Here is an 18,741-nt window from a genome sequence, read left to right as displayed (position 1 = left end):
GGCTCCGCCGGAGACGTGACGCAAAATGCCCAGGAACAAGAAACTCAAGCTGCTGATCATCGAAGCCCGCTTCTATGATGATCTGGCGGACGCGCTGCTCGAAGGCGCCAAGGCTGCGCTCGACGAAGCCGGCGCCAAGTACGATGTCGTCACCGTGCCGGGCGCGCTGGAAATTCCGGCCGTGATCTCCTTCGCGCTCGATGCCGCCGAGGGTGAGGGCACCGACTATGACGGCTTTGTCGCGCTTGGCACCGTCATCCGCGGCGAGACGCATCATTTCGATATCGTTGCCAATGAATCCGCGCGCGCCCTGATGGATATGTCGGTGCAGGAATCGATCTGCATCGGCAACGGCATCCTGACCACCGAAAACGACGAACAGGCCTGGACGCGCGCCCGGCGCACGGAAGGCGACAAGGGTGGCTTTGCCGCCCGCGCCGCGCTGACCATGATCGCCGTCAAGAAACGGCTCGGAGCCTGACCGGCGTGACGCAATCCGGAGACAACGACCGACCACCGGTACGCCAGGCCAACAAGCGCGGCGCTGCCCGGCTGGCCGCCGTGCAGGCGCTCTATCAGATGGATGTCGCCGGCAGCGGCGTCTTCGAGATCACCGCCGAATACGAGGCCTTTCGCCTCGGCAAGGAAGTCGACGGCGCGCTCTATCGTGAAGCCGACGCACAATGGTTTCGCGCTATCCTCGCCGGTGTCGTCGAGAACCAGAAGACGGTCGATCCGATCATCCGACAGGCACTGACCGAGGACTGGCCGCTGTCGAGGCTCGATTCGACGCTACGCGCCATTCTGCGCGCCGGCGTCTACGAGTTGATGAAGCGCGAGGATGTTCCCGTCGCCGTCATCGTCTCCGAATATGTCGATATCGCCAAGGCTTTCTACGAGGAAGACGAGCCGAAGCTGGTCAATGCTGTGCTTGACCGTGTGTCTCGCCGGGTGCGTGGCGAGGGGCGCGGCAAGGACGCATCATGACGGCAATCGCCGTCGAGGCAGGCAAGGATGCGCGGCGCACCGCTTTGATCCTTGCCGCATCGCAGGCGATCATCGGTTCTGCTGCCCCCATCGCCATCTCCATGGGGGGGCTGGCCGGGCAATATCTGCTTGGTCCCGACAAGTCGCTGGCAACAGCGCCGATCACCGGCTTCAACATCGGCGTGGCGCTCGGAGCGCTACCGGCAGCGGCCATCATCCGCGCGATGGGCCAGCGCGGCGGCTTCATGACCGGCACGATCGTCACTGCGCTTGGCGGGCTGGTTGCCACAGCAGCGCTTTTCCACGGCAGTTTCTGGCTATTCGCCTTCGGCCTGTTGGTGATCGGCATCGGCGGCGCCTTCGTCCAGCAGTTTCGATTTGCCGCCGCCGACAATGCGCCGCCGCAGTTCAAGGCTCGCGCCATCTCCTTCGTGCTGGCCGGTGGCATCGTCACCGCCGTCCTCGGGCCGCAGATCGTCATCTTCACCCGTGAATCGTTCGCGCCGGTGATGTTTGCCGGTTCGTTCGCAGCCATCCTGCCGCTGGCGGCCGTTGGCGCCATCATCCTGTCGTTCCTGCGCTTGCCGGAGAAGGTATCGGGCAAGGTGGAGATCGCCGACAGCGACGCCAGACCATTGGTCGAAATCGTCACCCACCCGCGCTTCGTCGCGGCGCTGTTCTGCGCCGTCGGCAGCTATGCGCTGATGAGCTTCGTGATGACTGGCGCGCCGCTGGCGATGGTTGGTTGCGGCCTGTCGGAGGACGATGCGACGCTCGGCATTTCTTGGCACGTCATGGCGATGTTCGCGCCGAGCTTCTTCACCGGCTCGCTGATCCATCGCTTCGGCGCCGAACGGATCGTCGCCACCGGGCTGGTCCTGCTCATCGGCTGCGCCACTGTCGCTCTATCGGGCCTGGCGCTGTGGCAATTCTGGACGTCGCTGATCCTGCTCGGCCTTGGCTGGAATTTCAGCTTCATCGGCGCCACCGCGATGGTGGCGGCCAGCTACCGGCCGTCGGAAAAGGGCAAGGTCCAGGGCTTCCACGACTTCGTCCTGTTCGGTTCTGTCGCTTGCGCGTCGCTGATGTCGGGCATGGTTTACAACGCCTGGGGCTGGACCATGCTTAACTGGATGGTCTTCCCTGTCACCGTTCTGTGCTTCGTCGCCCTCGGCGCGCTCAAGCTGACGGGACGGCGCAAAGCCGACGCCTGACCCGGTCGCCGCATGCCTGACACGCCCTGTCAGCATGGTGTCGGTCGAATACGCAGCGCCCGAACAAAATTATTGCGTCTGTGCCAGATGTTATGAAACCGTGTGCCCCGACTGGCCGTTGAAGCCATGCTCATATGCGGCCGCCGCATTCCGGTTCACAGCAAGGGATTTCACAATGTTTTCAGTCAAGGTTCTGGCCAGCGCGGCATTGGCGCTCGGCATCACGGCGGTTTCCGCCAGTGCCCAGGTCGTTGTCTCCTCGAAGATCGACACCGAGGGCGGTGTGCTCGGCAACATCATCCAGCTCGTTCTCAACGCCAACAACATCAAGACCACCGACCGTATCCAGCTCGGCGGCACGCCGGTGGTCCGCAAGGCGATCACCGCCGGCGAGATCGACATCTATCCCGAATACACCGGCAACGCCGCCTTCTTCTTCGAGAAGGCCGACGACCCGGTCTGGAAGGATGCCGCCAAGGCCTACGAGACGGCCAAGAAGCTCGACTACGACGCCAACAAGATCGTCTGGCTGTCGCCGTCGCCTGCCAACAACACCTGGGCGATCGCGCTGCGCAAGGAGGTCGCCGAGACCAACAAGCTCGCCACGCTCACCGACTTCGGCAAGTATGTCACGGGCGGCGGCCAGGTGGTGCTGGCGGCATCCGCCGAGTTCGTCAATTCGGCGGCCGCACTGCCGGCCTTCCAGACCACGTATGGTTTCACGCTGAAGCCGGACCAGCTGATCACACTCTCCGGTGGCGACACGGCGGCAACCATCGCAGCCGCCGCCAATCAGACCAGCGGGGCGAATGCCGCCATGGTCTACGGCACCGATGGCGGCATCGCACCGTCCGGCCTGGTCGTGCTCGAGGACGACAAGGGCGTGCAGCCGGTCTACCAGCCGGCGCCGATCATCCGCGAAAAGGTGCTGAAGGAACATCCCGAGATCGAAACGCTGCTGAAGCCGGTCTTCGCCAAACTCGACCTCGTCACGCTGCAAGAGCTGAACGGTCGCGTGCAGGTCGGCGGTGAGCCGGTCAAGGGCGTGGCCGAGGACTTTTTGAAGAAGAACGGCTTCCTGAAGTAGGACGATTCCGGCGCGCCGCATCCGTTGCGCGCCGGATCGACTGACGGGGGAGGGCGTGCAGATCCGGTTCGACAAGCTCGGCGTGGTCATCGCCGCGATAGTAGCTTACGCGGCTTTCGCTGCGCCCTTTGCCACGTTCCGCGCCAACCGCATCGTTCCCGGCCAGGCGCGCTCGATTCTCGAGGCGCTGCCGACGGCGACCGGGACGCTGCTGCTCGCCATCATTGTTGCCGCCGCACTTGTCGCGCTGTTCAGGACACCGCTTGTCCTGCGCCTCGTCGCCAGCGTGGTGGTGCTTACAGCGCTGGCGCTGCTGATTGGCGTCGCCGGAACATTTCTGACGCCGGCCGGCAACACCCTTGCGAGAGTGTCGCCAGCTTCCGGTTTCTGGATACTGATGTTCGCCTTCACGCTTCTGCTGGCCGATGTGCTGACACGGCTGAACCTGTCGCCATTGGCACGGGTCGGCGTGCTTGTTGTGGCGGCTTTGGCGATCGGCCTGCTGTTGATTTCGGGAAGCTGGGATAATCTGTCGATCCTCAAGGAATACGCCAACCGCGCCGACAGTTTTTGGGCCGAGGGCTCCAAGCATGTGACGCTGGCGCTCGGCTCGCTGGCCGCGGCTGTGATCGTCGGCCTGCCGCTCGGCATCCTCTGCCATCGCGTCGAAAGGCTGCGCGCCGGCGTGCTCAACGTGCTCAACATCATCCAGACCATTCCCTCGATCGCGCTGTTCGGCCTTCTGATCGCGCCGCTCGGCTGGGTCGCCACGCACGTGCCGGGAGCCGCCGCGCTCGGCATTCGCGGCATCGGCACGGCACCGGCTTTCGTCGCCCTGTTCCTCTATTCGCTGCTGCCGGTTGTGGCCAACACCGTGGTCGGTCTCGCCGGCGTGSCGCGCGCCGCCAACGACGCGGCGCGCGGCATGGGCATGACCGACCGGCAGCGCTTGTTCGGCGTCGAGTTTCCGCTGGCATTTCCGGTGATCCTCACCGGCATCCGCATCGTTCTGGTGCAGAACATCGGCCTCGCCACCATTGCCGCGCTCATCGGTGGCGGTGGTTTCGGCGTGTTCGTTTTCCAGGGGGTTGGCCAGACGGCGATGGATCTGGTGCTGCTCGGCGCCGTGCCGACGGTCGCGCTCGCCTTCGCCGCCGCCATCATCCTCGACGCAGTGATCGAAATGACCGCCACCAAGCGCAGGGTTGAAATGGCATGATCGAGATCGAAGGCATTACCAAGCGCTACGACGCGACAACGGTCGTCGATGACGTCTCGATGGTCATCGAGCCGCGCACGGTTTGCGTCATTGTCGGCACGTCGGGTTCCGGCAAGACGACGCTGCTGCGCATGATCAACCGGCTGGTCGAGCCGACGGCTGGCGTCATCAAGCTCGATGGCGCGGACAATCGCTCGCTGCCTGGTTACGAACTGCGCCGCAGCATCGGCTACGCCATCCAGGGCCACGGCCTGTTTCCGCATCGCACGGTGGCGCAGAATATCGCCACAGTGCCGGTGCTGCTCGGCTGGGACAAGGCCCGCATCAAGGCCCGCGTCGACGAGTTGATGACGCTCTACCAGCTCGATCCCGACGCGTTCGGGCCGCGCTACCCGCACGAACTGTCCGGCGGCCAGCAGCAGCGCGTCGGCGTTGCCCGCGCGCTCGCCGCCGAGCCCAACGTGCTGTTGATGGACGAACCGTTCGGCGCGCTCGACCCGATCATCCGCACCAAGGCACAGGAAGATCTGCTGGCGATCCAGAAACGCTTCGGCACCACAATCATCTTCGTCACCCACGATATGGAAGAGGCCGTCCACATGGGCGACAAGATCGCCGTCATGGATGCCGGCAAGCTTGTGCAGTACGCCAAACCCGCGGAGATCCTGGCAAATCCGGCCAGTGCCTTCGTCGAGACCCTGGTCGGCGCCAGCGAAAGGCCGTTTCGGTTGCTTTCGCTCGGCCGCGTGCGCGACGCCGTGGAGAGGGGCTCCGCCGAAGGCGAGGCGATCCCGGGCGACGCCAGCCAGCGCGATGCGCTGGCCGAATTGTTGTGGTCGGGCCGGCCGGCGCTGCCGGTCAAAGGCGCCGACGGCAAGCCGCTTGGCCGCGTCACCGTCGACGGCCTGGTCAAGCGCGCCGCGAGGCCGGCATGAAGGCCTGGCTTCCCTCGCTGCTCAGGCTGGCTTTGGTGGTGCTGCTGGTTGCCTTCGTCACCAATCCCGGCTGGTTCGAGCCGCTGCTGAAGCCGCTGACTGAGAACAATGCGCCGGTGATCTACAATCAGGGCAGCCTGCTGACGCTGACCTTGCTGCATCTACGCATCGTTCTGATCGCCACGGTGGCTGCGACCGTGGTCGCGGTCGCACTGGCCATCCTGGTCACGAGGCCCGCCGGCGTCGAGTTCCTGCCGCTGTCGCGCAGCCTGGTCAACATCGGCCAGACCTTTCCGCCGGTGGCGGTGCTGGCGCTTGCCGTGCCGGCGGTCGGCTTCGGCGAAAAACCGACGCTGATCGCGCTGTTTCTCTACGGCCTGCTGCCGATCTTCGAGAATGCGCTGACCGGCCTGACGACATTGCCGGCCAATGTCATGGAGGCGGCGCGCGGCGCCGGCATGACCGGTTGGCAAAGGCTCACCAAGGTCGAACTGCCGCTCAGCGCCCCGATCATCCTTGGCGGCATCAGGCTGTCAGTGGTGATCGGGCTTGCCACCGCAACCATCGGCTCAACCGTTGCCGCCAAGACGCTTGGGGAGGTGATCATCGCCGGGCTGTTGTCCAACAACCTCGCCTTCATCCTGCAGGGCGGCCTGATCGTGGCAGCCCTTGCCGTGCTGATCTATGACGGTCTTTCGGCGGTCGAACGCTACACGGCGCGCCGGATGGGCCGCGAAGTCGAGTAGCCAAGTGCCGCGTCGAGATCGATTTCAATCGATCTAATAGGACAATGCCGATGGCTGCGGTCTCGTGGCCCTATGCCTTTTGGGCGAAAGCCGGGCAAAAACCGAACAATATCTTGACGTTCGCAGCCCTGTTTCGCATACACCGCTGCGAAGAGGCGGATTCCGTGCACGGGTCCGGTCTTTGTCTCAACGGCCCAGGGAGGGGTTCTTTTGGGCCATCAATCGAGGAAAATCCGGCAATGACAATTATTTCCGCCGTCATCGCCTGCGGTCTGCTTTCTGTCCTCTACGCCATCTGGGCGACACGTTCGGTCCTCGCGGCCGATCAGGGCAATGCACGCATGCAGGAAATCTCCGCGGCCATCCGCGAGGGCGCGCAGGCCTATCTGGCGCGCCAGTACACCACGATCGCCCTCGTCGGCGTCGTCGTGCTCATACTCGCCTGGTGGCTGCTTTCCATCACCGCCGCGGTTGGCTTCCTGATCGGCGCCGTCCTGTCGGGCGCCGCCGGCTTCATCGGCATGCACGTTTCGGTGCGAGCCAATGTGCGTACCGCGCAGGCGGCCTCCAACAGCCTCGCCGCCGGTCTCGACATCGCTTTCAAGTCGGGCGCCATCACCGGCATGCTGGTCGCTGGCCTGGCCCTGCTCGGCGTGTCGATCTACTACCTCATCCTCACCCATTTCATGGGCCTTGAGCCCAATGACCGTATCGTCATCGACTCGCTGGTTTCGCTGGGCTTCGGCGCTTCGCTGATCTCGATCTTTGCCCGTCTCGGCGGCGGCATCTTCACCAAGGGCGCCGATGTCGGCGGCGATCTGGTCGGCAAGGTCGAAGCCGGTATTCCCGAAGACGATCCGCGCAACCCGGCCACCATCGCCGACAATGTCGGCGACAATGTCGGCGACTGCGCCGGTATGGCCGCCGACCTGTTCGAGACCTACGCGGTGACCGTCGTCGCCACCATGGTCCTCGGCGCGATCTTCTTCGGCGGCACCGCCATCCTGGGGGCAGCGATGCTCTATCCGCTCGCCATCTGCGGCGCCTGCATCCTGACCTCGATCGTCGGCACCTTCTTCGTCAAGCTCGGTTCCAACGGCTCGATCATGGGCGCGCTCTACAAGGGCCTGATCGTCACCGGCCTGTTGTCCATCGTCGGCCTCGGCGTCGCCACCTCGGTTACCCTGGGCTGGGGCGAGATCGGCGTGGTTGCCGGTATGGCCATCACCGGCAAGAACCTGTTCATCTGCGGCCTGGTCGGCCTCGTGGTGACCGGTCTGATCGTGGTGATCACCGAATACTACACCGGCACCAACAAGCGCCCGGTCAACTCCATCGCCCAGGCGTCGGTGACCGGTCACGGCACCAACGTCATCCAGGGCCTTGCAGTCTCGCTGGAATCGACGGCGCTGCCGGCGATCGTCATCGTCGCCGGCATCATCTCGACCTATCAGCTCGCCGGCCTCTACGGCACGGCAATCGCGGTCACGACGATGCTCGGCCTCGCCGGCATGATCGTTGCGCTCGACGCCTTCGGCCCGGTCACTGACAATGCCGGCGGCATTGCTGAAATGGCCGGTCTGCCCAAGGAAGTGCGCCACTCCACCGACGCTCTCGACGCGGTCGGCAACACCACCAAGGCGGTGACCAAGGGCTACGCCATCGGTTCGGCGGGTCTCGGCGCGCTGGTGCTGTTTGCCGCCTACTCGAACGACCTGAAGTTCTTTGCCGCCAATGGCGACAAGTATCCGTACTTCCAGGGCATGGGCGAGATCTCCTTCGATCTCTCCAACCCCTACGTCGTTGCCGGCCTGATCTTCGGCGGCCTGATCCCGTATCTGTTCGGCGGCATCGCCATGACGGCCGTCGGCCGTGCGGCCGGCGCCATTGTCGAGGAGGTGCGCAAGCAGTTCCGCGAGGATCCGGGCATCATGGCCGGTACGTCGAAGCCGAACTACGCTCGCGCTGTCGATCTGCTGACCAAGGCGGCGATCCGCGAGATGATCATCCCGTCGCTGCTGCCGGTGCTGGCGCCGCTCGTCGTCTATTTCGGCGTGCTGCTGATCTCGGGCTCGAAGGCGTCCGCCTTTGCCGCCCTCGGCGCCTCGCTGCTCGGCGTCATCGTCAACGGCCTCTTCGTCGCCATCTCGATGACCTCCGGCGGTGGCGCCTGGGACAACGCCAAGAAGTCGTTCGAAGACGGCTTTGTCGACAAGGACGGCGTCAAGCACCTCAAGGGTTCCGAAGCGCACAAGGCTTCGGTGACCGGCGACACGGTCGGCGATCCCTACAAGGACACCGCCGGTCCGGCCGTCAACCCGGCAATCAAGATCACCAACATCGTCGCGTTGCTGCTGCTGGCCGTGCTCGCGCACGGCTGAGCCATTGGCCCCAAGACAAAACCCGCGGGGAGCGATCCCCGCGGGTTTTTTGTTGCGTCGATGACCGGCCGCCCTTCAGTTCGTCCCTTTGGCGAGGCCTCGCTGCGAGCCTTGCCGACTGATCTTCCATAACAAAAACCCGCAGGATCGCTCCCGCGGGTTTTTGGTCGCCTGAGATGGTGCTGCTCTCCTCGAGGGAAGGCAGGTCTGAGATCAGGGAGTGCCGCCGCCCGGGATGCCGGGGGCCAGCTTGCTGGCGCCGTTGATGATCTGGCTGAGGAAGTTCTGGTCCTTGCCGCCGGTCGGCGTGGTGCGTGAGATGAAGTCGAACACCTTGCCGTCCTTCAAGCCGTAATTGGCGATCTGGGTGACGCGACTGTCGGGGCCGAAATAGACCGCCAGCACATGCTGGTCAATGAGGTGCGGCTTGTCGAAGGCGACGTAGCGCTTGCGCGTCTGCGAAATGTAATAGAAGGCCTCGTTGTCGAAGGTCGCCGTCGTCGACGGCGTGCCGAGCGCCAGAAGCACCTGCTCGCGGCTCGATCCGACCGGAACCAGGTCGATCGCCTGCTGATCGATCACATAACCCTGGGTGAGGGTTTCGCTCGGGCTGAGGTCACCGATCATCTTGGAGGTGTGGCAGGCGGACAGCGCCGAAACAATCACCAGTAGCGAGATCGCACCGGCGGGCCGGGACGAGAAGGTCGACTTGAAATTCAGCGCGCGCAACAACAACTCCATTAGCTGGCCGCAACTTGCGCTGGGCCGCAAAACCGGTAAACCAGCTTGCAGGCCGATGCAACAAGGCCACTTCAACAAACGGTCCCCGGGAGACCATCCCCAATGTTCCAGCGCATTTTTGGCCGCGAACGCCATGCCAACCGCGCTATCACCGAGGCGCTCTACGCACAAATCGTGGCGGCGGCGCGGCAGACTGTGTTTTATTCCCATTGGAATGTGCCCGATACGCCGCTTGGCCGCTTCGAGATGGTGTCGCTGCACATGTTCCTGTTCCAGCACCGGTTGCGCCGCGAGGACGGCGTGGCGCAAGAGGTTGCGCAGGTGCTGATCGACGAGTTCTTCCTCGATGTCGATCATTCGCTGCGGGAATTGGGCATTGGCGATGTCGGCGTGCCCAAACGCATGAAAAAGCTGGCAAAGATGTTCTATGGCCGAACCGCCGCCTATGACGATGCCCTGGAAAGAAACGACCATGACGGGCTCACCGCGGCCCTTGCCCGCAATGTCCGGCCCGACACCGGCGCCTGGCCGGAAGCGTCGCTGCTGGCCAACTATGTCACCGACGCCCGCGATCAGCTGGCCACCCAGCCATCCGAATCGATAGTCTCCGGCACGGTGGCGTTTCCCGTCGCCAACGGAGGTTGATCGATGAAACACATTGACCCGCAAAGCCCGGTATCGTTCCGCGCGAACATCGCCCGTCTGCCGCAGAAGGGGTTGCCGGTGGTGATCGAGGCTGACGCCGCGCAGCGCGCGGCGCTGGCCGAGGAGCACGGGCTGCTTTCGGTCGAAGCCTATCGCGCCGAGCTTCTGGTGACGTCATGGAAGCGCAATGGCGTGAAGGTCAGCGGTCGCGTCGAAGCCGACATCACCCAGGCCTGCATCGTCACGCTCGAGCCTGTCGAAGCGCATATCGACGAGCCGGTCGAAGCGCTGTTGCTGCCCGAGGACTCCAAGCTCGGACGGCAGGGTTTCGATGACGGCGGCGAGATCCTGCTCGACGCGGACGGACCGGACGCTCCCGAAACATTTTCCGGCGACACGATCGATGTCGGGGCGCTCGCCGAACAGTTCTTCGGGCTGGCGATCGACCCATATCCGCGCAAGCAGGGCGCGTCTCTGGATGCCGGCGGCGGGAGCGAACCGGCGGAGAATGAATTTCAGCAAAAACTGCGATCCTTGCTGGGAAAATCCTGAAAACCACGCCCGCGACGGAAAAGTCGGTTGTGCGGCAGCCCAAAACCGCTATTTTCGCCGAACCTTCGCGACCACTAAAGCGACCTGCCGCCTAACCGTGAGATGAATACCGCGTGATCAGGATTTCCATCGATGCCATGGGCGGCGATCACGGACCAGCCGTGGTCATTCCGGCGCTCATGACGGTCGCGACCCGCCGTCCCGACATCCGCTTCGTCATCTTCGGACGTGAAGAGGTGGTGCGCCCTGAACTGGCCAAATTCCCGAAGCTGGCCGAAATCAGTGAATTCTTCCACTGCGAGATCGCCGTCAGGATGGACGACAAGCCTAGCCAGGCGCTGCGTCACGGCCGCTGGAAGTCGTCGATGTGGAAGGCTGTCGAGGCGGTCAAGGCAGCGTCGGCGGACGCCTGTGTCTCTGCCGGCAATACCGGTGCGCTGATGGCGATGTCGAAATTCTGCCTGCGCACCATGGCCACCATCGAACGGCCGGCGATTGCAGCGCTCTGGCCGACGACACGTGGCGAAAGCGTGGTGCTCGACGTCGGCGCCACCATCGGTGCCGACGCCCATCAGCTTATTGATTTCGCCATTCTCGGCACCGGTATGGCGCGCTCTGTCTTCGGCATCACGCGACCGACGGTTGGCCTGCTCAATGTCGGGGTCGAGGAGATCAAGGGCCAGGAAGAGGTCAAGGAAGCGGGGCGCATGCTGCGCGAGGCCAACATGGCCTCGATGAATTATCATGGCTTTGTTGAAGGCGACGATATCGGCAAGGGTACGGTCGACGTTGTGGTGACGGAGGGCTTCGCCGGCAATATCGCCCTGAAGACGGCCGAAGGAACGGCGCGGCAGATAGCGGGCTATCTGCGCGCCGCGATGAGCCGCACCCTGATGGCCAGGATCGGCTACGTCTTCGCCAAGGGCGCTTTCAACCGCTTGCGTGAAAAGATGGATGTCGGGCGCTCGAATGGTGGCGTTTTCCTGGGGCTGAACGGGATCGTTGTGAAGAGCCACGGCGGAGCTGATTCGGATGGTTTCGCCGCGGCGATCGAATTGGCCTACGATATGGTTCGCAACAATCTGCTCGACCGCATCGAGGCGGATCTGGACCTGTTTCATGCGCGCAATCCGCATACTCAGACATCTAGGAAATCCGACGTCGTTATCGACGCAAAGGAATAGGAAAGAACTTTGATCAGATCAGTCGTGCGCGGCACGGGCGCCGCGCTGCCCCGCCGAATTATGAAGAATGCCGATTTCGAAGGCATGGTGGAAACCTCCGACGAATGGATCGCCCAGCGCACCGGCATCCGCCAGCGCCATATCGCCGGTGATGACGAGACAACGGCTTCGCTGGGTGAAGCGGCGGCGCGTGCCGCACTTGCCGATGCCGGGCTGACGCCAGCCGACATCGACGTGATCGTGCTGGCGACCTCGACGCCCAACAACACTTTTCCGGCCACCGCCGTCGAGATCCAGAACCGGCTCGGCATGCATCACGGTTTTGCTTTCGACATGCAGGCGGTCTGCTCCGGCTTCGTCTATGCGGTGACCACGGCCGATCTCTACATCCGTGGCGGCCTGGCCAGGCGCGTGCTGGTGATCGGCTCGGAAACGTTCTCGCGCATCCTCGACTGGAGCGACCGCTCGACCTGCGTGCTGTTCGGTGACGGCGCCGGTGCCGTGATCCTGGAGGCCGGCGAGGGGGCTGGCGGGATCGCCGATCGTGGCGTTCTGGCGGCCAGCCTGCGTTCCGACGGCACCCACAAGGAAAAGCTCTTTGTCGACGGCGGGCCATCGACCACGGGCACGGTCGGCCATCTCAGGATGGAGGGTCGCGAAGTCTTCAAGCATGCGGTCGGGATGATCACCGACGTCATCGAGGCGACGTTCTCGCAAGCCGGCATTTCGGCCGATGATCTCGACTGGTTCGTGCCGCATCAGGCCAATAAACGAATTATTGACGCTTCCGCCAAGAAGCTCGGGATAGCCGAGCAAAAGGTGGTGGTGACGGTCGATTTGCACGGTAACACGTCGGCTGCTTCCGTGCCGCTGGCGCTGTCGGTGGCCGTCGCCGACGGCCGCATCAAGAAGGGCGATCTCGTGCTTCTGGAGGCCATGGGGGGCGGCTTCACCTGGGGTGCTGTTCTGGTTCGCTGGTAAGTGCCGAACGGTCCGGTTTCGGTCCTTGACCTTGCCGGATCAATTACTTAGGCTCTGCCGTTGTTGTGCCGAATTTAATGTTTTGAGCTGATGGGACGGTCGCATGGGGGGAAAGACACTTACGCGCGCCGACCTTGCCGAGGCTGTTTACCGGAAGGTCGGCTTATCGCGCACTGAATCGGCCGAACTTGTCGAAGCGGTGCTGGACGAGATCTGCGAAGCGATCGTGCGTGGCGAGACGGTGAAGCTGTCGTCCTTCGCGACATTCCACGTCCGTTCCAAGAACGAGCGCATCGGCCGCAATCCCAAGACTGGCGAAGAGGTGCCGATCCTGCCGCGCCGGGTGATGACCTTCAAGTCGTCGAACGTACTGAAGAGCCGCATCTTGCGGTCCCATCAAAGCGGCAAGGCCAAGGGCAGTAAGTAGCCTCGCTCGGCTCAGCGGTTGAAAACGGCGCCGCGCCATGACGCCGGGCTTGAATATTGTTTCACAAACCGCTGAAATGAGGCCCGATTCGGCAGGTAGGCCGGATCATCGTCCAGCGTGAGGATTCGCCCATGGACAAGAGCCCCGACGCCTTTCGTACCATCAGCGAGGTCGCCGAAGATCTCGACCTGCCGCAGCACGTGCTGCGCTTCTGGGAAACGCGTTTCAATCAGATCAAGCCGATGAAGCGCGGTGGCGGCCGCCGTTACTACCGGCCGCAGGATGTCGAACTGATCAAGGGCATCCGCCATATGCTCTACGACCAAGGCTACACCATCAAGGGCGTGCAGAAGCTGCTGCGCGAGAACGGCAATCATTTCCTGGTCGCCATCGGCAATGGCGACATGGCCGCCGTCGAGGCGATCTCGCAGCGCCGGCAGGCCGATCAAGTGCTGTTGACGCCTGCGGCCCAGCCGCGCGGCATGGATGACGAACTGGTTGGCCAGCCGCGCGTCAAACCCAGCCGCCGCTTTTTCGGCCTGGGCAAGAGCGACGAGGACGGTCCGGTTCAGCCGGACGCGTCGAAACTCTCGCGCGACAATCGCGCCCTGCTGCAGGAAGCGCTGTTCGACCTCCTGGAATGCAAGCGACTGCTCGATCAGGTGCGCTGACCGCCAACTGAGCAATGTCGGCCGGTCGAAAACCGGAACCCGCCTTGGCGTGAGGCGTTACGTTTCCTTCTGCAATTGAAGGAAAAACGTCATGGCATCATATTCGACCCTCTCGGACATCGACCTCGACAAGCAGGTCGCGGCTCTCACCAGGGAATTGGCCAGCCTGAAGAAGGCGGTGTCCAGACGCGGCGGCGCCTATTACGAAGACGGTCGCGATGCCGCGCTCGACACCTATGCCGATCTTGCAGGGCGTCTGCGGGATGCGATGCCGGCCATACGCAAGCAAGGCAGGGTCGTCGAGAAATCGGCGCGCGACCATCCGGCCGCGGCCGTCGCGGTCGGCCTTGTCATGGTCGGTCTCGTTGCCAGTCTGCTGTTCAGCCGGCGCTGAATCGTATCGCATTGCCACGAGAAGACCAGCCTTGAACAGCCAAGGCCGGTCTTCTCGTTGGCAGTCTGGTATGCCTAGGCCTTCTTCATGTCGTGGTGATGATGATGGTAGTGGTGATGGTAGTGATGGCGGTGATGGACAGGATGGTAGGGATGATGATGGTGGTGATGATGCTGTGCCATCGTGGCCGGAGCGGCATCCGCACTCGTCGCGCCGATCACCGGCACCGTGAAAGCAAGTGCAACCGCAAGCCCGAGGGCCGAGAGGAGGGACGTCTTCATGGGTCGTTTTCCTTTTTTAGCAAGTCGATCGAGTCGATGACCCCGATCGCCGCGAATGGGATTACGCTCCTGAATTTTTTCCTCGTTATTTCCCGGCTGTAGAATTTTGTTTCTCGACTGTTTCTAAGCAAATCGGGCTTCCACCATCATCATCGCCAAGGCCGAAAGGCCATGCTTTCCCGCCTGTTTTGCCTACATTGGCGGGGCCACGCCATTGTTTCCAACCACCACGCGGCCGGAACTCAGCGTGCCGTCAGCCGCTCGCTCAGCCGTGACGACGACCGTCGCACCTGGCTTGAGGTCGGTCGGCGTGGCCGGCGCGAAGGTCACGACAGGTGTGGTGTCGGGTATCGAAATCTCCTTCGTCTGCCCATTGTCATAGGTCAGCGTGACGGCTCGGCCGTTTATGTCGGTGACGTCGGCCACGGTGCCGTTGGTCATGCGGCTGTTGGGCTGCAGGTCCCAGGGGCGGTCGCCCTCGCCAGTGCCTTTCAAGGCTGCCGGAAAGACCACAACTTCCAGCGCGCCGCTGCCGCCATCGGCTTTCGATACGGAGGCGATGCCGAGGAAATCGCCTTGCTTGATGTCCTTCACGGATGCGCTGGCGATGCCTGATATCTTCCAGCCGGCATTGAGCTTGATGGCGGAGGTATCACCCTGGCGGGTTTTCACGGTGAGCAGCGATGGCTCGAAACTGGCCACAGTGCCGCGCACGCGCAGCGTGTCCGCCGCTTGGGCACCGCCGACACCGGCAGCGGAAAGGCTGGAAATCGTGCCGAGCACGACGATGATTGTCTTCAAGTTCATTATAGAAATCCTTCCGGGAACGGCTGGCTGGAACCGGATGGTTTTCAGGCCAGCGACTCAGGGAATAACGAACGGGCGCGTCGAAACTGCCGGACAAAGCGCGATTGCACGGTCAAAACAACTTGATCGCGACGTGTGCGCGATCCGGCCGCGCAAGGCGCCTGCTTCACGATAGCGTGACGGTCAGATTGGTACTTGGCAAATCGCTGGCGAGCGGGCATGTTCCCGGTCGTCTCAGGCAACTTCGTCATTTGATCAAACTCTTTCAGCTTACGGAGTTGCCAATGCCCAACACTGCAAAAAGCGAAGCCCTCTCCGAATCGGTAGCCAATGAGATCGGGCCGGATTACAGCACCCTCAGAGCGATGCGGGAGACCCGCGGCTACAGTGTGGAAAAGCTTTCCCTGACATGCGGTCTGGCTGCCGACGAGATTGAGGATATCGAGAGCGGTAAGGTGACCGATCCGTCGAAGCTGCGTCGTATTGTGTCCGCGCTTCGACTTCCCCAGGACGCTTTGATCGCTTCGGCTGTGCACACGCCGGCCGCGCAAGGTCGATCCCTGGCATAGTTCAACGACAGGCATGCCCGACAACCCGCCAAGGAATAGCCTTGGCGGGTTTGTTTTTGTGGTGCGGCGGCCGCCCTGCCGGAGCCGGGGCTTGTCGAATTGTATGTGGCACGTGTTTATACGCGCGGCAGCTCAGTCCGCTGTCCAACATTCCTGAACTATGGGTTTTCGATATGAGCCTGGAATCCGTTCGCGCCTTCTTCGCCGCTCACGCGCCCGACATCGAAGTCATCGTGACCGAAGCGAGCTCGGCAACGGTGGCACTGGCGGCCGAGGCGCACGGCGTGCTGCCGGCGCAAATCGCCAAGACGATCTGCCTGCGCGTCGGCGAGCGCACCATGCTGGTGGTGACCAGCGGCATCGCCAGGCTGGATAACCGCAAGTGCAAGGACCAGTTCGGCGGCAAGCCGCGCATGCTCGACGCCGCGGAGGTTATCGAAGCAACCGGTCACCCGGTCGGCGGTGTCTGTCCCTTCGGCCTGCCGGCGCCGCTGCCGGTCTACTGCGACATGTCACTGCGCGAATTCGACGAGGTCGTGCCCGCCGCCGGCGCCACCAACGCCGCCGTGCGGCTCAGCCCGCAGCGCATGGTCGATCTCATTGGCGGCGAATGGGTCGATGTCTGCCAATAGCGATCAAGCAATGCTTTGCACCGCGCTGCGTCTGGCTATCGGAATTGGAGTTGCACCGGCTTCAAGGCTATCCCGCGGACGTCTGTAGTCCAGGTTTCGCCAGCCACTGCCGGCATCGCCTCGGTGAGCGTGCCGGTCGTGATGATTTCGCCGGCTCGCAACGGGTCGCTCGAGGAATTGGCTGCGATTTCCGCCAGAAGAAAGCGAAGTGCCTTGAAGGGGCTTCCCAGCACGCTGGCGCCGCCGCCGCTCCGCACCAAGCCGTCCCCGCGCTCGATCGTGATCGTAAAACTTGACAGCTGATCGGCCCAGATCGCGGGATTTTCCGTTATCAGCTGCCGATCACCAATCAACAGCTTGGCATGTACGCCATAGGCGGCCACGGCGTCGGCGGCTGTGAAAACCCACCCTGGAAAGATCGAATGAACAATCTCGAAACCAAGCGCAATCCAGTCGACACAGCCGACAAGTTCATCCTCGCTCATGGAGACATCTGGAACGCTCCCCAGATGCAAGATGATTTCCGGTTCAATGCGTGGCTCGGCCAGGCCCGCCAACGAGTACATTCCGCCCTTCTCCGGCAGATCGCCGACTGTGCTGTCGAACATGTAGTTCCAGATTGGCCCCGAAATGCCATAGCCGCTCCAGACGGAGCGGTTGGTGAAGCCGATCTTGCGGCCGACGACCTTCTCGCCTCTGGCGCCCCGTACCGCGCGAACGCTCGTGGCGACGTCGTATCCATCTGTAAGGCCGAATTGGGGAAAGCGGCTGGAAAAGGTCGGGACCTGTCGTCCCGTACCGAGAAGTGCGATTGCCTCCTGGGCAATCCGATCAAGCATTTGGGCCCGCTTCCGCAGCGTCATGATCTCATTGTATCAGCGGCGGGGAAATTGGATACGGATGCTCCCGAATGATGTCCCCGACGCGACTTTGGTGAAGCTTCGCGATTGGTTCGGCCCCGACGCGCCGGCAAATCCCGGCGCGAGGAGCATGTCACCAGCCCCGATTTTCGTTGAGCCAGTATGCACCAAAACAGCCGAATTGGGATGGGAGACCAAGGCGCCGTTTGGCATCAAATTCCATCTCCGATAGAGACCAGGATGAGTTGTTCTCGGTCACATTGGGCACGATGGTGTACCCATCCTCCACCAATATCAGTCTCATTTCCTGGAAGTGCCTTTTGAAGCCGCTCTCAATTTGGCTTCTCGGATAGCGTCGACCTTGCAAGCAAGCTCGCCTCAGAATGTCGGAATACATCTGGGTGCTGACAAGTCTCAAAGTTTCTTCGGAGATCGGCTTGTAAGGTAGGCCCTCCTCGGACCAGCATTCTCCTGCCGACGCCACCAGCATCGCGGCCAACTGGCTTGCCAAGAACCTCTCCACCTTCGGCCCTTCCGACTATCATATTAGTCATGATTAATATGGCGGGCAACTCTCTCGGAGAGGGGTGGGCCAGATTGCAGCACCCTCAGAGCAATGCGGGAAACCCACGGCTACAATGTGGAAAATCGTTCCCTGATATGCGGTCTGGCTGCCGACGAGATTGAGGATATCGAGAGCGGCAAGGTGACCGCGCATGCTCGACGCCGCGGAGGTTGTCGAGGCAACCAGCCACCCGGTCGGCTGCGTCTGCCCGTTCGGCCTGCCGGCGCCGCTGCCGGTCTATTGCGACGTATCGCTGCGCGAATTCGACGAGGTCGTGCCCGCCGCCGGCGCCACCAACGCCGCCGTGCGGCTCTGCACCGCAGCGCGTTGTTGGCCTTACCGGCGCCGATTGGGTCGCTGTCTGCAAAGGCTAGCTAAGAGGCTCGCCGGCACCCGCGATCGCATCGGCGCGATCGCTGCCGAATTTCGGTTGACCCGGGCGGGGTTATCACGATACATCGCGACCGGTCCGGAGTGTAGCGCAGCCCGGTAGCGCACTTGACTGGGGGTCAAGGGGTCGTCGGTTCGAATCCGGCCACTCCGACCAAACAAAACAAAGGCTTAGTCATTTCCCCCAGAGGTGGCTATAAAATTTCTAGCCACATTGTAGCCAGCAACAAAAAGATCGGATGATTGGGGCTCCGGCGGCCTCCCTGCATGGGAGTAGCGGGAGGTCGGTCTTCCGGGCAGGCTCCAACAGTTCAACCGGTCAGGAGGTCTGCCATGGAACTGTTCGTCGGTCTTGATGTTTCCGTTCGCACCACCAGCGTCTGCGTAATGGACACGGGTGGCAAACTCATTCGAGAGAGCAAGGTGGAGACCGAGCTGGAGGCGATCGGCGCCCTGCTTCACGCGATTGGCGG

General features: G+C 62.9%; 22 protein-coding genes, 1 tRNA gene and 1 pseudogene. 19 read left to right on the top strand and 5 right to left on the bottom strand.

Annotated elements, in window-relative coordinates; all coding sequences use genetic code 11:
* Positions 1-25: 25 nt before the first annotated feature.
* The 8 genes from AC1D08_RS29115 to AC1D08_RS29080 all read left to right on the top strand — a co-directional run bounded on the left by AC1D08_RS29115 (position 26) and on the right by AC1D08_RS29080 (position 8,569).
* Positions 26-481, top strand: a complete 456-nt coding sequence (locus AC1D08_RS29115; protein ID WP_095081157.1) for a 6,7-dimethyl-8-ribityllumazine synthase — start codon at positions 26-28, stop codon at positions 479-481.
* 5 nt (positions 482-486) lie between these two features.
* Positions 487-987, top strand: coding sequence for a transcription antitermination factor NusB (gene nusB / locus AC1D08_RS29110; protein WP_095081158.1), 501 nt, complete (start codon positions 487-489; stop codon positions 985-987).
* The gene (locus tag AC1D08_RS29105; protein ID WP_457152669.1) at positions 984-2,201 is read left to right on the top strand and encodes an MFS transporter; all 1,218 of its coding nucleotides are present in this window, start codon (positions 984-986) and stop codon (positions 2,199-2,201) included. Before nusB ends, AC1D08_RS29105 begins: the two co-directional genes overlap by 4 nt.
* Positions 2,202-2,376: 175 nt before the next feature.
* Positions 2,377-3,288 (top strand): glycine betaine ABC transporter substrate-binding protein OsmF, encoded by a 912-nt coding sequence (osmF, locus tag AC1D08_RS29100; RefSeq protein WP_457152670.1) that lies wholly within the window; start codon positions 2,377-2,379, stop codon positions 3,286-3,288.
* A 55-nt stretch (positions 3,289-3,343) separates the two neighbouring features.
* A complete protein-coding gene (locus AC1D08_RS29095; protein ID WP_477424691.1) occupies positions 3,344-4,507 on the top strand; it encodes an ABC transporter permease in 1,164 nt (387 codons plus the stop codon).
* On the top strand, positions 4,504-5,442 hold the full coding sequence (locus tag AC1D08_RS29090; RefSeq protein ID WP_457152672.1) for an ABC transporter ATP-binding protein: 939 nt from the start codon (positions 4,504-4,506) through the stop codon (positions 5,440-5,442). The genes AC1D08_RS29095 and AC1D08_RS29090 overlap by 4 nt, the downstream gene beginning before the upstream one ends.
* Positions 5,439-6,188, top strand: a complete 750-nt coding sequence (locus AC1D08_RS29085) for an ABC transporter permease (protein ID WP_457152673.1) — start codon at positions 5,439-5,441, stop codon at positions 6,186-6,188. The genes AC1D08_RS29090 and AC1D08_RS29085 overlap by 4 nt, the downstream gene beginning before the upstream one ends.
* Before the next feature lie 239 nt (positions 6,189-6,427).
* On the top strand, positions 6,428-8,569 hold the full coding sequence (locus AC1D08_RS29080; RefSeq protein ID WP_457152674.1) for a sodium-translocating pyrophosphatase: 2,142 nt from the start codon (positions 6,428-6,430) through the stop codon (positions 8,567-8,569).
* 213 nt (positions 8,570-8,782) lie between these two features.
* On the opposite strand, the gene AC1D08_RS29075 is transcribed toward AC1D08_RS29080, so the two are convergent.
* Positions 8,783-9,298: an outer membrane protein assembly factor BamE gene (locus tag AC1D08_RS29075; RefSeq protein WP_457152675.1), complete on the bottom strand. Its 516-nt coding sequence runs from the start codon at positions 9,296-9,298 to the stop codon at positions 8,783-8,785.
* A 114-nt stretch (positions 9,299-9,412) separates the two neighbouring features.
* On the opposite strand from AC1D08_RS29075, the gene AC1D08_RS29070 reads away from it, so the two are divergent.
* The 7 genes from AC1D08_RS29070 to AC1D08_RS29040 all read left to right on the top strand — a co-directional run bounded on the left by AC1D08_RS29070 (position 9,413) and on the right by AC1D08_RS29040 (position 14,164).
* Complete coding sequence (locus AC1D08_RS29070) at positions 9,413-9,955, top strand: ubiquinol-cytochrome C chaperone family protein (protein WP_477307204.1); 543 nt, start codon at positions 9,413-9,415, stop codon at positions 9,953-9,955.
* 3 nt (positions 9,956-9,958) lie between these two features.
* The gene (locus tag AC1D08_RS29065; RefSeq protein ID WP_457155273.1) at positions 9,959-10,507 is read left to right on the top strand and encodes a YceD family protein; all 549 of its coding nucleotides are present in this window, start codon (positions 9,959-9,961) and stop codon (positions 10,505-10,507) included.
* A gap of 113 nt (positions 10,508-10,620) precedes the next feature.
* On the top strand, positions 10,621-11,691 hold the full coding sequence (gene plsX / locus AC1D08_RS29060; RefSeq protein ID WP_095081177.1) for a phosphate acyltransferase PlsX: 1,071 nt from the start codon (positions 10,621-10,623) through the stop codon (positions 11,689-11,691).
* A gap of 9 nt (positions 11,692-11,700) precedes the next feature.
* Positions 11,701-12,672: a beta-ketoacyl-ACP synthase III gene (locus AC1D08_RS29055; protein WP_457155136.1), complete on the top strand. Its 972-nt coding sequence runs from the start codon at positions 11,701-11,703 to the stop codon at positions 12,670-12,672.
* Positions 12,673-12,775: 103 nt separating this feature from the next.
* Entirely contained in the window at positions 12,776-13,099 is a 324-nt protein-coding gene (locus AC1D08_RS29050) for an integration host factor subunit alpha (RefSeq protein WP_095081181.1), read from the top strand.
* A 131-nt stretch (positions 13,100-13,230) separates the two neighbouring features.
* Positions 13,231-13,770, top strand: coding sequence for a MerR family transcriptional regulator (locus AC1D08_RS29045; RefSeq protein ID WP_477307211.1), 540 nt, complete (start codon positions 13,231-13,233; stop codon positions 13,768-13,770).
* Between the two features lie 91 nt (positions 13,771-13,861).
* Positions 13,862-14,164, top strand: coding sequence for a hypothetical protein (locus AC1D08_RS29040; RefSeq protein WP_477307212.1), 303 nt, complete (start codon positions 13,862-13,864; stop codon positions 14,162-14,164).
* A 74-nt stretch (positions 14,165-14,238) separates the two neighbouring features.
* Here the strand turns inward: AC1D08_RS29040 and AC1D08_RS29035 are convergent, their stop codons facing one another.
* Together AC1D08_RS29035 and AC1D08_RS29030 are read right to left on the bottom strand one after the other, a co-directional pair.
* Positions 14,239-14,445 (bottom strand): hypothetical protein, encoded by a 207-nt coding sequence (locus AC1D08_RS29035; RefSeq protein WP_457153466.1) that lies wholly within the window; start codon positions 14,443-14,445, stop codon positions 14,239-14,241.
* A 192-nt stretch (positions 14,446-14,637) separates the two neighbouring features.
* Complete coding sequence (locus AC1D08_RS29030) at positions 14,638-15,252, bottom strand: hypothetical protein (protein WP_457153465.1); 615 nt, start codon at positions 15,250-15,252, stop codon at positions 14,638-14,640.
* Positions 15,253-15,536: 284 nt separating this feature from the next.
* On the opposite strand from AC1D08_RS29030, the gene AC1D08_RS29025 reads away from it, so the two are divergent.
* Together AC1D08_RS29025 and AC1D08_RS29020 are read left to right on the top strand one after the other, a co-directional pair.
* Positions 15,537-15,821 carry a helix-turn-helix domain-containing protein gene (locus AC1D08_RS29025; RefSeq protein WP_095081186.1) on the top strand — a complete coding sequence of 95 codons (285 nt, stop codon included), beginning with the start codon at positions 15,537-15,539 and terminating at the stop codon, positions 15,819-15,821.
* A 173-nt stretch (positions 15,822-15,994) separates the two neighbouring features.
* Positions 15,995-16,453: a YbaK/EbsC family protein gene (locus AC1D08_RS29020; RefSeq protein WP_457153464.1), complete on the top strand. Its 459-nt coding sequence runs from the start codon at positions 15,995-15,997 to the stop codon at positions 16,451-16,453.
* A 35-nt stretch (positions 16,454-16,488) separates the two neighbouring features.
* Here AC1D08_RS29020 and AC1D08_RS29015 read toward each other — a convergent pair whose 3' ends face one another.
* Both AC1D08_RS29015 and AC1D08_RS29010 read right to left on the bottom strand, forming a co-directional pair.
* Entirely contained in the window at positions 16,489-17,316 is an 828-nt protein-coding gene (locus AC1D08_RS29015; protein WP_457153463.1) for a 2-keto-4-pentenoate hydratase, read from the bottom strand.
* Between the two features lie 130 nt (positions 17,317-17,446).
* A complete protein-coding gene (locus tag AC1D08_RS29010; RefSeq protein ID WP_457153462.1) occupies positions 17,447-17,824 on the bottom strand; it encodes a hypothetical protein in 378 nt (125 codons plus the stop codon).
* 202 nt (positions 17,825-18,026) lie between these two features.
* Between AC1D08_RS29010 and AC1D08_RS29005 the strand changes: the two are divergent.
* Both AC1D08_RS29005 and AC1D08_RS29000 read left to right on the top strand, forming a co-directional pair.
* A pseudogene (locus AC1D08_RS29005) lies at positions 18,027-18,252 on the top strand (YbaK/EbsC family protein); the annotation flags it as partial.
* 96 nt (positions 18,253-18,348) lie between these two features.
* A tRNA-Pro gene (locus AC1D08_RS29000) sits at positions 18,349-18,425 on the top strand.
* The last annotated feature ends 316 nt before the right edge of the window (positions 18,426-18,741 follow it).

Source organism: Mesorhizobium sp. P2_E6, assembly GCF_056403835.1.
This window is presented reverse-complemented; position numbering and strand designations above follow the sequence as displayed.